At 49.7% G+C, this 12870-nt stretch carries 11 protein-coding genes; 8 read left to right on the top strand and 3 right to left on the bottom strand.

The window, feature by feature from the left end; translation table 11 throughout:
- Positions 1–41: 41 nt before the first annotated feature.
- A complete protein-coding gene (locus AC2YIT_RS13885) occupies positions 42–1802 on the bottom strand; it encodes a DEAD/DEAH box helicase (RefSeq protein WP_430845798.1) in 1761 nt (586 codons plus the stop codon).
- A gap of 440 nt (positions 1803–2242) precedes the next feature.
- Entirely contained in the window at positions 2243–3355 is a 1113-nt protein-coding gene (gene ald, locus AC2YIT_RS13880) for an alanine dehydrogenase (RefSeq protein ID WP_487279549.1), read from the bottom strand.
- 173 nt (positions 3356–3528) lie between these two features.
- On the opposite strand from ald, the gene AC2YIT_RS13875 reads away from it, so the two are divergent.
- The 8 genes from AC2YIT_RS13875 to lepB (AC2YIT_RS13840) all read left to right on the top strand — a co-directional run bounded on the left by AC2YIT_RS13875 (position 3529) and on the right by lepB (AC2YIT_RS13840) (position 10907).
- Complete coding sequence (locus AC2YIT_RS13875; RefSeq protein WP_430845800.1) at positions 3529–3990, top strand: Lrp/AsnC family transcriptional regulator; 462 nt, start codon at positions 3529–3531, stop codon at positions 3988–3990.
- A gap of 66 nt (positions 3991–4056) precedes the next feature.
- Positions 4057–5079 carry an SPASM domain-containing protein gene (locus AC2YIT_RS13870; RefSeq protein WP_430845801.1) on the top strand — a complete coding sequence of 341 codons (1023 nt, stop codon included), beginning with the start codon at positions 4057–4059 and terminating at the stop codon, positions 5077–5079.
- 165 nt (positions 5080–5244) lie between these two features.
- Positions 5245–6030, top strand: coding sequence for a ParA family protein (locus AC2YIT_RS13865; protein ID WP_430845802.1), 786 nt, complete (start codon positions 5245–5247; stop codon positions 6028–6030).
- Between the two features lie 21 nt (positions 6031–6051).
- On the top strand, positions 6052–6969 hold the full coding sequence (locus AC2YIT_RS13860) for a ParB/RepB/Spo0J family partition protein (protein WP_430845803.1): 918 nt from the start codon (positions 6052–6054) through the stop codon (positions 6967–6969).
- Between the two features lie 3 nt (positions 6970–6972).
- Positions 6973–7668, top strand: a complete 696-nt coding sequence (locus AC2YIT_RS13855) for a DUF5683 domain-containing protein (RefSeq protein WP_487279548.1) — start codon at positions 6973–6975, stop codon at positions 7666–7668.
- A 33-nt stretch (positions 7669–7701) separates the two neighbouring features.
- Positions 7702–8415, top strand: a complete 714-nt coding sequence (gene dapB / locus AC2YIT_RS13850; RefSeq protein WP_430845805.1) for a 4-hydroxy-tetrahydrodipicolinate reductase — start codon at positions 7702–7704, stop codon at positions 8413–8415.
- Positions 8416–8439: 24 nt separating this feature from the next.
- Positions 8440–9576, top strand: a complete 1137-nt coding sequence (gene lepB / locus AC2YIT_RS13845) for a signal peptidase I (RefSeq protein ID WP_487279547.1) — start codon at positions 8440–8442, stop codon at positions 9574–9576.
- Positions 9577–9728: 152 nt separating this feature from the next.
- Complete coding sequence (gene lepB, locus AC2YIT_RS13840) at positions 9729–10907, top strand: signal peptidase I (RefSeq protein ID WP_487279546.1); 1179 nt, start codon at positions 9729–9731, stop codon at positions 10905–10907.
- 125 nt (positions 10908–11032) lie between these two features.
- On the opposite strand, the gene AC2YIT_RS13835 is transcribed toward lepB (AC2YIT_RS13840), so the two are convergent.
- Positions 11033–12856 carry an alpha-amylase family glycosyl hydrolase gene (locus AC2YIT_RS13835; RefSeq protein WP_487279545.1) on the bottom strand — a complete coding sequence of 608 codons (1824 nt, stop codon included), beginning with the start codon at positions 12854–12856 and terminating at the stop codon, positions 11033–11035.
- Between the last annotated feature and the right edge of the window lie 14 nt (positions 12857–12870).

Raw genomic sequence — 12870 nt, 5'->3', positions numbered from 1 at the left:
TTTACAAGTCCCTTTCCGCACTAATCAATTGTTGTCAGAATTTATTTTGCAATGTCGATCTGCACCGGCTTGCCTTTGATGGTGTTGCCATCCATCGCACGCAATACCGCACGTGCATCGCGCTCAGGCACGTCTACGAACGTAAATTTATCATAAATATCAATCGCACCGATGGTTTTGCCCGGGATGTTAGCTTCGCCGGCAATAGCGCCCACGATGTCTTTCGGCATGATGTGGTCTTTGCGGCCAAGGCTCAGGAACAAGCGGGTCATACCTGGCTCAGGAGTCGACTGGCGACGTTCGCCGCGTTCGCCTCTTTCGCCACGCTCGCCGCGTGCGAAACGGTCACCTCCACGGTCGCCAAAACGGCCACCTTCGCGACGGTCACCAAAGCGGCCGCCTTCGCGACGGTCGCCGCGTCCAAAACGGTCGTTGCCGCCTTCACGACGGTCGCTGCGACGCTCTTCCCATGCGAGGTTGCTGTCGGAGTATTCGTTTTTCTGCACGCCCATGATCTGCTTCGCCATAGCGCCGACGATTTGCTCGGTAGTGAAACCGCTATGGTGCAGCATTTCGAGTACATCGTTGTAAAGATCCTGATCGTCGCTTTCTTTGATAGAGTTTGAAATATTCTCTACAAAGCGAGCTTTACGAACGCCCACGATATCTTCGAACGAAGGAATTACCCCTTTTTCGATTTTTACTTTGGTATAACCTTCAATGGATTTCAGACGGTATTTTTCATCGCGGGCGACCAGTGAGAATGCCTTACCCGACATACCCGCGCGGCCTGTACGGCCAATACGGTGTACGTAATATTCTTCATCCATCGGAATGTCGTAGTTGATCACGCCATCCAGGCCGCTTACGTCGATACCGCGTGCCGCAACGTCTGTGGCGACAAGGATAGTAGTAACACCCGCCTTGAACTTGCTCATTACATTGCTGCGCTGCTGCTGGCGGAGGTCACCGTGGATACCTTCCGAAGCATAACCGCGCAATTGCAGGTCTTCTACGATTTCGTCCACCTTGCGTTTGGTATTACAGAACACCAGCAGGGACTTGATGTGGTACATATCGATCAGACGGGTCATTACTTCGACTTTCGCCTGTGGTTTCACTTCGAAATAAACCTGCTCGATATTCTGGTTAGTCAACTCATTGCGAACGACTTTGATCAAGGTAGGGTCGTTGAGGAAGCGTTTGGTGATCGACATGATCGGCTTCGACATGGTTGCCGAGAATAGGATCGTCTGGCGCTCCTCCGGCATATCGGCCAGAATGCTCTCGATGTCCTCACGGAAGCCCATATCTAGCATTTCGTCAGCCTCATCGAGCACCATCATGCGAACTTCGTCGAATTTCAGGGTACGGCGTTCCATGTGGTCCATGACACGGCCCGGAGTTCCTACTACGATATGCACCCCTTTTTTCAGGGAGCGGATTTGACGGTCGATCGAGTCGCCACCGTAGATGGCTTCGATGCGTACGCCACGCATAAATTTGGACAGACGGCCCAATTCCTCAGATACCTGCACCGCCAGTTCGCGTGTAGGGCAAAGGATCAGGGCCTGAACTGCATTGACAGATGGATCTATTCTTTCCAGCACGGGAATACCGAATGCCGCAGTTTTACCGGTACCGGTCTGAGCCTGACCAATTACGTCAGAGCCCTGCAAAACTGCCGGAATTCCCTGTGCCTGTATCGGTGAGGGTTTTTCAAAACCCATTTCTTGCAAGGCTTTCAGGATGTTTTCGTTGAGTCCCAGCTCTTCGAAAGTTTGAAAAGTTTCAGTAGTCATTCTATTGCTTTTAGTATTAATTCTTGAATTGAACGGTTGGTCCGATCTGAGGGAAATGAGGGCAAACAACACAACGATTCTGCGGGGCAAGCCCAACATATGCATCAGTCCCGATAAAATCGGACCACAATACCGGCATTCCGGCTTACTCGTAAAAAAATTGAAAGGGATTGCACAAAGCCCACCACTAACCATCCGTGGGGCTCTGCGTGTGAACGGTAGGTCCAGCCGGGACAAATTTTGAGGCTGGCAGGTGATCTAAAATGTACTAGACCGTTTATGAGCAGAGAAGCGAACGGATGTTCCTTCAAATCGTGACGCAAAAGTAAGAACAATATTTCGAAATCGCAACGGTTTGAAGAAAGTAATTGTAATATTTTTAGAAAACAAAAACCCGGCGCATTAAAAATGGCCGGGTTTATCTAGTCAGGTTTGCTGATTCAGAATAATTCTTTGACGTCCGTATAAGGCAAATGCCATGCTTCGGCAACACCTTTAAATACTACTTTTCCGTGAACGACGTTCAATCCTTTGCGAAGCTCCTCGTTGGTTGAGCAAGCCTGTTTCCAGCCCTGGTTGGCCAATTGTATTGCATAAGGGAGGGTCGCGTTGGTGAGTGCCAATGTAGAGGTGTAAGGTACTGCGCCCGGCATGTTGGCAACGCAATAGTGTACGACTCCGTCCACTTCATAGATCGGATCCTCATGTGTGGTGGCTTTGGATGTTTCGAAGCAGCCGCCCTGGTCGATCGCCACGTCCACCATTACGGTACCAGGCTTCATCAGTTTGAGCATATCGCGGGTAATGAGCGATGGCGCCTTGGCTCCTGGGATCAGCACGCCACCGATGATCAGGTTGGCGCCCTGGATGAGCTCGCGGATGTTGTATTCATTGGACATAACCGTGTCCACATTCGCAGGCATAATGTCTTCCAGGTAGCGCAGCCTTGCGAGGCTGATATCCATGATCGTGACATTTGCGCCCAATCCTGCCGCCATCTTTGCCGATTGCGTTCCTACGATTCCGCCGCCTAGTACGAGTACATTCGCCGGTTTCACGCCCGCCACGCCGCCGAGGAGAATACCGAATCCGCCCATCGGTTTTTCGAGGTATTTGGCGCCTTCCTGGATCGCCATACGACCGGCTACTTCGCTCATCGGAACGAGTAGCGGAAGGCTTCTGTCTGTTTTTTCGACAGTTTCGTAAGCAAGGCAAACAGCTTTACGCTCGATCATCGCGTGGGTGAGGGGCTCGGAGGAAGCGAAGTGGAAGTAGGTGAAGAGGAGCTGGTTTTCTTTAATAAGTGGGTATTCACTGGCAATGGGCTCTTTTACCTTTATAATCATCTCGGCGATGCCGTAAACTTCTTCGATGGTTGGGAGAATGCTGGCGCCTGCATGTGTGTATTGTTCGTCGGTGAAACCGCTGCCTTTGCCCGCTTCTGCCTGCACGTACACTGTGTGTCCGTGCTTACGTAGCTCTGTGACTCCTGCGGGCGTTAAAGCTACCCGGTTCTCGTTGTTTTTGATTTCTTTGGGGACACCAATGATCATCGGTATGTGCAGTGTTTATAGTTTAGATTAATGAGTTCAAAATTAATTTCCGGCAGAAAAACATACTATAACGGCTCGGAAAGACAGAAAAGAAAACTATTTTTGACCTCAACTGTATGAAAAATTTCTGCCGGTAACGCGCACAGCCTGCCCGCAGCCACAAAAAATACTTTATGCAACCAGACCCGACCGACCGCAAGATTCTGGATTTACTACAAAATAATGCCCAGATGACGATCAAAGAGATCGCCAGCAAGATCAATTTGTCGGTAACGCCGGTGCACGAGCGCATACGAAAGCTTGAAAAAGAGGGGTTTATCGATAAATATGTGTGCCTGCTCAACCGTCGGAAACTGGGGAAAAGTCTGGTGGTGTATTGTAATGTGACGCTGGATAAACAGCGGAAGGAGAGCTTCGAAGATTTCAACCAGGCCATTGTAAAAATGCCGGAAGTGCTGGAATGCTCGGTCGTTTCCGGGAACTTCGATTACATGCTGAAAGTGGTCGTCGAGGACGGCGAGGCTTACAATCAGTTTTATCAGCATAAACTTTCTGCCCTGTCCAGCGTGTTACACATCAGCAGTTATTTCGTAATTTCCGAGATCAAGTACACCACCGGAATCGCTGTATTGTAATTATCAACGCTATTTAAACTGATCATCAGGCCGGTAGGCGCACGCTGATCGCTGAATGCACAGCATATGAACAAGAATTTGAAGGATGGCCTGAACCTGATGTCGAAAGTGACGCCGAAGCGCGCCTGGAATGCGATGCAGATATTGGGGAGCTATTTTTATTCCAAGATGACGGGAAATCCCGTGCATTGGGGAATGCCGATCGCGATCTCTTTCGAACCTACTACCTCCTGCAACCTGCGCTGCCCGGAATGCCCCAGCGGCCTTCGCTCATTCACCCGGCCGACGGGTATGATGGAGGAAAAGCTGTACAAAAGAACCATCGACGAGCTTGCAGATACCTTATTATACCTGATATTCTACTTCCAGGGTGAGCCGTATCTGCATCCGAAATTCTTCGAACTGGTCCAGTACGCACATAATAAAGGCATTTACACGGCCACTTCCACCAATGCGCATTACCTCACCGACGAGAAAGCGCGTAAAACTGTGGAATCGGGGCTGGACCGCCTGATCATTTCCATTGACGGGACTACGCAGGACGTGTACCAGCAATACCGTGTCGGTGGAAACCTGGAAAAAGTACTGGAAGGAACGCGTAACATCATCAAATGGAAGAAAGAATTGAAATCTGCGACGCCGCATGTGATATTCCAGTTCCTGGTCGTAAAGCCCAACGAGCACCAGATCGAGGACGTGAAGACGCTGGCCGAGGAAATGGGTGTGGATGAAGTAGGTTTGAAAACGGCTCAGATTTACGACTACGAGGAAGGCTCCGATCTGATACCCACCATTGAAAAATACTCTCGCTACCAGGTGCAGGCCGACGGCAAGTATTCCATTAAAAACAAATTCGTAGACCACTGCTGGAAAATGTGGCACTCATGCGTGATCACCTGGGACGGCGCAGTAGTGCCCTGCTGCTTCGACAAAGATGCCGAATATAAATTGGGCGATATGAAAACGTCGACTTTCCGCCAGCTCTGGAAAGGGAAGAAGTACCGTGATTTCCGGGCCTCGTTGATCCGATCTCGTTCAGAGATAGAGATGTGCAAGAACTGTACGGAAGGTACGCAGGTGTGGGCGTGAAACATTCACCCTTTTTACAGTCCTAATTATTTTTAATTAAATAATAATATCATTTAAATGTCTCATTATTAACTAGTTTGGTGTTTTCTTGAAAACTCCGTGGAACATTTTTTGGTAGATTGGCCCGAATAATAGAAATTTGACATTGGTAACTCAAATGAATACATGGGCAAAGTAATTGCAATTGCAAACCAAAAGGGAGGCGTAGGGAAAACCACCACAGCTATTAACCTTGCGGCCAGTTTGGCTGCGCTAGAATTCCGCACACTCATTATCGATGCTGACCCGCAGGCGAACTCTACGTCCGGGCTCGGTTTCAATCCGCAGGAGATGGAAAACAGCATTTATGAATGCATGGTAGAGCAGGCGAAGACTTCGGAAATTATCCTGCAAACCGATTTTCCTAACCTGAACCTGCTGCCGTCGCATATCGACCTGGTAGGGGCGGAGATCGAGATGATCAATCTTAAAAACCGGGAGCACCGCATGAAAGACGCCATCGCTGAAGTGCGCGATGATTATGACTTTATCATTATAGACTGCTCTCCTTCACTAGGCCTAATCACGATCAATAGCCTGACCGCAGCCGATTCGGTGATCATTCCTGTGCAATGCGAGTATTTTGCCTTGGAAGGATTGGGCAAGCTGTTGAACACCATCACGATCATTCAGTCGCGACTGAATACCAACCTGATCATCGAGGGCATCCTGCTCACGATGTACGACCTCCGCCTGCGTCTGTCCAACCAGGTGGTGACCGAGGTTACCAACCACTTCGAATCTCTTGTTTTCAACACCATCATACCTCGTAACGTACGTATCAGTGAAGCGCCGAGCTTCGGGATTCCTGTCATGGCGCAGGATTCGGATAGCAAAGGGGCTGTTAGCTACCTGAACCTTGCAAGAGAGATTCTCAGTAAAAACGGTTTGCTCTCCGACAGGGTGAACTGATCACGATAGTACGAACAGGCAATGGAGAATAGCAGCAAGACGAAAAAAATGACCGGACTGGGAAGAGGACTAGGGGCTCTTCTGCAGGACTCCGAGAAGATCAATACGCCCAGAACCAACACACGCATTTCACCGGCCGAGATCATCGGTTCGATGAATGAGATCGATGTGAGCCAGATCGAGGCCAACCCTTACCAGCCCCGGACGAAATTTGACCAGGAGTCGCTGGAAGAACTCGCCGACTCTATCCGCGTCCAGGGGATTATCCAGCCGATTACCGTACGGCAGCTTTCGGAAGATTCCTATCAGTTGATTTCGGGTGAGCGCCGTTTACAGGCATCGCGTTCGCTGGGGCTTACCACCATTCCGGCTTATATCCGCACGGCCAACGACCAGCAAATGCTGGAAATGGCGCTGATCGAGAATATTCAGCGTGAGAATCTGAATGCGATTGAGATTGCATTAAGCTACCAGCGGCTGATTCTCGAATGTAGTCTGAAACAGGAGGAATTGGGCGCGCGCGTGGGCAAGAACCGGACGACGGTGAACAACTATATCCGCCTGCTCAAACTGCCCCCTGTTATCCAGGCCGCGTTGCGAGACGACAAGATCAGCATGGGCCACGCCCGGGCGCTGATTACGATCAACAGCGACCAGAGCCAGTTGAAAATTTTCAATCAGATTATCGAAGAAGGATGGTCGGTAAGGAAGGTGGAGGATGAGGTTCGGAAGCTTGGAATGGTGAGTAATATCCCCATCGAGTCGAAAAAACAGCCGACAATTAATCAGGAAATAAAGTCGTTACAGTTCCAGCTTTCGTCCTTTTTCGGGGCAAAAGTGTCTGTCAAGAGCAATGAGCAGCATAAAGGTGAGATTAAAATCCCTTTTGGCTCTCAGGATGAACTGAAGAAGATTTTAGAAACACTGAAATTCAAATAAACGTTGAAAAACTGGGTATTGTTAGGGTTGATTTTGCTGGTTTCAAATCGGATTGCAGCACAGACGGAGGGTAAAAAGGATAGTCTGAAAACCGAAAAATTGCCGGCTGTCGCATTGGACAGCACTACTCTGGCCCAGACAGATTCGTTAAAAAACGTTAAAAAGAAATGGATGCCGGTACCGAAAACGGCTACCAAGCTGGCTTTGATACCAGGTGCCGGGCAGATTTACAACCGTGATTACTGGAAAGCGCCTATCGTGTACCTGGCATTCGGCGGAGGGCTTTATACCTATTACCTGAATACGATCAAATACCACGATTTCCTCGATGCGTATAAGTCGTTTTACGTGTTGGATAAGAACGATCCGGAGTACGGAAACCGGAAAAAAGAACTGGCGGGCGACGACGCCACTGTGAATGTAAGGGTCAGAAACCTGTTGAACACCAGCAGCGAGTACCGTGATGCGACCCATAGCCAGATTGTCAGGCAAAAGAATTACTGGCGGCGGAACCGCGGCTTTGCCATCATCGTAACCGGCCTGATTTACACTTTGTCGATCATTGAAGCTAATGTGGCAGCGCATTTGAAGACATTCGACCTTTCGGACGATCTCACTTTGAATGTGAGTCCGAAACTGAACCAGCCTGCAATGCAGACCCCCACGCCGGGTTTGCGTGTGGTTTTTAATTTTAAGTGATTTAAAGAGTACTGATTTTCAAATAACAGATTGATGAGAATACTATTACTGGGGTACGGAAAGATGGGAAAGACGATCGAACAAATTGCCGTTGAAAGAGGACATTCGATCGTGGGGAAAATTGATGTGCAAAATCGTGCGGATATGGACAAGCTGCAAACTGCCGATGTAGATGTGGCCATCGAGTTCAGTTCACCGGAATCCGCATTTGAAAATATCATTTATTGCCTCAAAAAAGGCTGGCCCATCGTATGCGGCACCACAGGCTGGCTCGACCGCCGTGCAGAAGTGGAGGCGCTTTGCAAGGCCCAGTCGGGATCGTTTTTCTACGCTTCCAATTACAGTATTGGTGTTAATCTGTTCTTTCGGCTCAACCGGATGCTGGCGCGCCTCATGAACGGGCACGAATACCAGAGCTCAATGACGGAAGTTCACCACATTCACAAACTCGACGCGCCAAGTGGCACAGCCATTACCCTTGCGGAAGGCATTATCGAGGAAATGGAGAACGTCGAAGGATGGAAGCTGGCTCCTGAAAATGAGGAAGGTTACCTGCAAATTCTGGCCGAACGCCGCGGCGAAGTGCCCGGTACCCACATCGTCCGCTACGAATCCGAAGTGGATACCATCGAAATATCCCACACAGCCCACAACCGCCAGGGGTTTGCGCTCGGCGCTGTGGTTGCTGCCGAATGGCTTCCGGGCAAATTCGGGGTGTTCGGGATGAATGACCTTCTCAAAATTTAAAGTATTCTAACTATCAATCATCGCATGGCTGTTAATAGAGAGTTGACTTCCAGTTCAGTTGAATCCAAAAAAAAGAAGTCACCGGCAAGGGAATGGTTTGACTCCATTTTATTCGCGGTAGTCGCCGCGACGCTGATCCGCTGGCTGTTTTTTGAAGCATTTACCATTCCGACGCCGTCGATGGAGAATAGCCTCCTGGTGGGTGACTTCCTTTTCGTGAGCAAGCTGCATTATGGTACCCGCACGCCGAAAACGCCTTTGCAAGTACCGCTCACGCACCAGACAATCTGGGGAACCAATATCCCTTCCTACACAAGCCTGATCCAATTGCCGCAATACCGTTTGCCGGGTTTTAGCGAGGTGAAAAGAGGCGACGTGGTGGTATTCAACTATCCACCCGAATTGCAGCACCCGGTTGATTTGAAAACCAACTATATCAAACGCTGCGTCGGTATTCCGGGCGATAAGGTAGAGGTGCGTGATTTGCAGGTATATGCCAACGGCCAAGCGATGGAAAACCCTCCCAGAATGGAGAATGAGTACTTTGTGGCTACTACCACCGCAGTGAATGAAGAAAAGGTGTTCCGCGACAATGGTATTTCGGAATTCAACTCCTTTACTGATGGCGAGAACGATACGATCAAAGGAAACGAGCAAATGGGCTACCTGGTTTTCACTACCACGGAGATCGCCGCCAAGCTCAAAACCTACGACTTCGTTAAGAGTATCACGCTAGTGAAAACGGATAATGGCATCACCGAGCCGATGTTATACCCCAATTCGTCGCTTTTCAAATGGAACCGCGACAACTACGGACCGATTACCGTTCCAAAAGAAGGTATGACGGTACAGCTGACACCTGAAAATGTGGCGATGTATGGCCCGGTTATTAAAAACTACGAGAACAATGAAGATGTGGTAGTAGATGAAAAATCAGTGAAAGTCGGTGGCAAGGTCATTACCAGCTACACCTTCAAGCAGGATTATTACTTTATGATGGGTGATAACCGCCATAACTCTGCCGATTCACGCTATTGGGGCTTCGTTCCGATGGATCACATCGTGGGTAAGGCAGTGTTTGTATGGATGTCTATCGACCCGAACCCGACCAGCTTCTTTAACAAAATCCGCTGGAGCCGTATTTTCAGAGTTATCAACTAGCGTTTTGAAATAGCCAACATGGGAGGGAAGGATCGCGTGATCTTTCCCTTTCTTTTTGATATTATATATAAATTAATATTATATAATTATTATAGACTTATGGAGATAAAAGGTATATTGCATAGCATATGCTTCGCTAAACGATACCTTTCATGTCCGTTGCAGAAATACTTTCAAAGCCCACAAGCACTCCGAAAAAGAAGTCGGCCTTCCGGGAATGGTTCGACTCGGTATTATTTGCCGTCATTGCTGCCACATTGATCCGCTGGCTGTTTTTCAGTGCATTTGTGATTCCCACGCCTTCCATGGAGAACAGTCTTCTCGTGGGTGATTACCTGTTTGTGAGCAGGTTGCATTACGGCACAACGACGCCCATTACCCCATTGCAGGTGCCGCTCACGCACCAGACAATATGGGGCACAGACATTCCTTCCTACCTCGACTGGATCCGGCTCCCACAATACCGCTTGCCTGGCTTTACGGATATTAAGAATGGCGATGTGGTAGTATTCTACCTGCCGGCTGAGCATCCGGACATGTACCAGAAATATAGCCGGGTGCTGCCAGACCTGCACCCGCATCCGACTGACCTGCGTTCCAATTATATCAAGCGATGCGTGGGTATTCCGGGCGATAAACTGGAAGTACGCCTCGGGCAGGTGTATGTGAACGGACGCGCCCAGGCATCGCCCGTGCGGATGCAAAATGAATATTTTGTTTCAGTAAAAACGGCTGTGAATGAAGAGAATGTGTTTCGCAAAAATGGGATCGTAGATTACGCCCAGTTTACAGAAACCTTCGGAGACAGCATTCCCGGTAACGATGAGCCGGGTTATGTCGTGAAGACGACCGCCGCATTAGCGGAAAAGCTGAAAACCTATGACTTTGTGAAGCGGGTACAACCCGTGTGGATGGAGAAAGGCATGAAAGAGCCCTATCTGTTTCCGGCAAGTGATGCAATCGACTGGAATAAGGATAATTACGGACCGGTTGCAGTGCCGAAGGCGGGAATGACGGTTCCGCTGACCGAGGTCAATATTGCGCTTTATGGCGATATCATCCGCAATTTCGACGGCAATGAAAATGTGGTGGTGGAAAAGGACAAAATCATGATCGGCGGTAAGCAGATCACCAGCTATACATTCAAGCAGGATTATTATTTCATGATGGGAGATAATCGCCACGATTCCGCCGACTCCCGGTACTGGGGGTTTGTGCCGAAAGATCACATTGTAGGAAAGGCCGTTTTTGTGTGGATGTCCATCGATCCCAATCCAACCAGTTTCCTCAAAAAGATTCGCTGGGACCGTATTTTCAGGACAATTAAGTAGGGAGGAAGGGGAGGATGAAGGAAGGGAAGGAAAGGGAGAATGGAGGAAAGGGAGGAAGGGAGGAAGAAGGAAGGGGAACTGAGAAAATCCTTAGTCTCTTTCCTCCTTCCTCCCCTTTCTCCCTTTTATTCCTCTTGCGAAAAGATCAAAGCCGAGTAAGGCGGGATTTGCAGCGATGCGAACTGCCCGCAGTCGTCCATTTCACCGTCCATGGTATCGACGTCGAAAACGCCCGTATTCGAGAAGTCGGCGTCGTAATATTCGTTGTCGCTGTTGAACCTTAAGTGCCATTTGCCAGCCCTCGGGAAACCTACTTTGTAGTCGGAAAATGTCTCGGTCGAAAAGTTGAATGCGACCATAACGCTGTCCTTCGGGCCGCCTTCGTCCCAGCGGTGCATCACGATCACCTTTTTCTCGTTGTCTTGACGAACAATATGAACATTCTGTCCCTGGAGACCTTTGGTTACGCCAAACCAGTTTCTGCGGATGTGGATCATGTCGCGGTGCAATGCCGCGAAGCCGCTGAATTTTTCGAGCCTCGACCAGTCGATCGGATCGCTGTCGGAAAACCATTTGTCTTCCAGCAATGGCTGTCCCTGGAATATCATCGGGATGCCCGGTGAGGTAAGCACCAACGCGACGCCCAATGCAGCCCGCTTTTTAGAGTACCAATTATTCACGTCGCCATCGGCGATTTCCTCGGCCACGCGCGCCTTGCCGTTCGCCACTTCGTCGTGCGACTCGGTATAGATAATGCGCTGAAAAGCGTCGTCATTATAACGGTTGGTAATAGCTGCTGCGACGCTGTCCATATTCCGGTCCTGGTCGTTGGCGGTGATAATGGCGTCGCGGATCGAATGCACAAATTCCGCATCCCATTGTGACCCGTACCCCAGGCCGCCGTTTTCGACCGAATTGGTGATGAAATCCAGCGAATGCATGTCTTCGGCGATGGTAATGCAATTGCCGCAGCTATCGCGGATGTCTTTGTTAATCCATTGCATGAGCGAAATGCCTTCGGCGATATCGTCGCCGGGATTACCATTGGCTTTTACATTTCGTATGTAGGGAACCATGTCCATGCGCAGACCGTCGACACGGTAATCGCGGAGCCACATCAGGGCATTGTCGTGAATGTATTGCCGCACCTCGCCACGGCCGTAATCGGGGCGGGTATTGCCCCAGGGCGTCTCGGAGCGCCAGTCGTTGTAAAAGTAAATTCCTCCGCCATCGTTCTCCTGCCAGCCGTCGAACTGCCAGAGATCAAGATCCGACGGGCCGAAGTGGTTGTACACGACATCGAGGATTACCGCAATTCCTGCCTCGTGCGCGGCTTTTACAAAAGCTTTCAAGCCATCCGGGCCGCCATAGTCGGATTCAATCGCAAACGGATTGGCCGGGTTATAGCCCCATGACCTTGAACCGGGAAACTCCGAGCAGGGCATCAGCTCCACGGCATTGAAACCCATGTCTTTTAAGTAAGGAATCCGTTCGATAGCCGTATAAAACGTGCCGACCTGCCCTTTTTCTTTCACATGAAAAGTACCTACATGAAGCTCATAAATAACCAGTTCCTGCCAGCCGGGCATTTGAAAAGTAACATCGCCCCAATCGAAAGATTCGTGGTTGTAGACGATGCAATTGCCGGCTGAATTGGTCATTTTTAAAGCATAGGGATCGTTGCGGAGCAGCTCCCCGGCGGGCGTTTTAAGGACATATTTGTATTCATCCCCTTCTTTCGAATTTCCGACCAGCGCACCCCACATGCCGTTTTCTTCCGGTTGGAGCGGAGTAGCAGAGGCATCCCAGTCGTTGAAACTTCCCATGACCGAAACGCTTTCGGCATGCGGCGCCCATACGCGGTAATAAACTCCTTCAGGATGGCAGGTGGCGCCCATACCTTCATAATGCTGCTCGGTTTCGGCTACTTCGGTTTCGAGGTTTTCCATATATGGTTTTCAGA

The organism is Dyadobacter sp. SRI_021, assembly GCF_057586235.1.
The sequence above is the reverse complement of the archived record's forward strand: the minus strand, read 5'-3'. Positions and strand labels throughout refer to the sequence as shown.